Genomic DNA, 229 nt, shown 5'->3' with positions numbered 1-229 from the left:
CGAGACAGTCGCTTTCTCTTTTGCACGGGGGGAGTAGGGAGCAGGCAGTGTTTTGCCGCGCCAATGCTGTAAATAATCGATATAGAGCTTACTCCCTCTATTTTTAACGATTCTTTCGATAGTGAGCAGCTCAGGATGCTTGCTCACTAAATAAGAAGCCAAAAAATAGCCTACCTGACGGGTTTGCTCAAACGTATATCGAAGCTCGATTGGTACATAGATTTGCAAG

General features: G+C 45.0%; 1 protein-coding gene. It reads right to left on the bottom strand.

The genetic code is table 11. The annotated features are described in order from the left end of the window. Positions 1-229: non-homologous end-joining DNA ligase LigD (ligD, locus tag SB773_RS35175; RefSeq protein WP_486304349.1), on the bottom strand; the 229-nt coding region annotated here is incomplete at both ends.

Source organism: Bacillus sp. SIMBA_074 (genome assembly GCF_046534555.1).
GTDB lineage: Bacteria > Bacillota > Bacilli > Bacillales > Bacillaceae_G > Bacillus_A > Bacillus_A mycoides.
The sequence above is the reverse complement of the archived record's forward strand: the minus strand, read 5'-3'. Positions and strand labels throughout refer to the sequence as shown.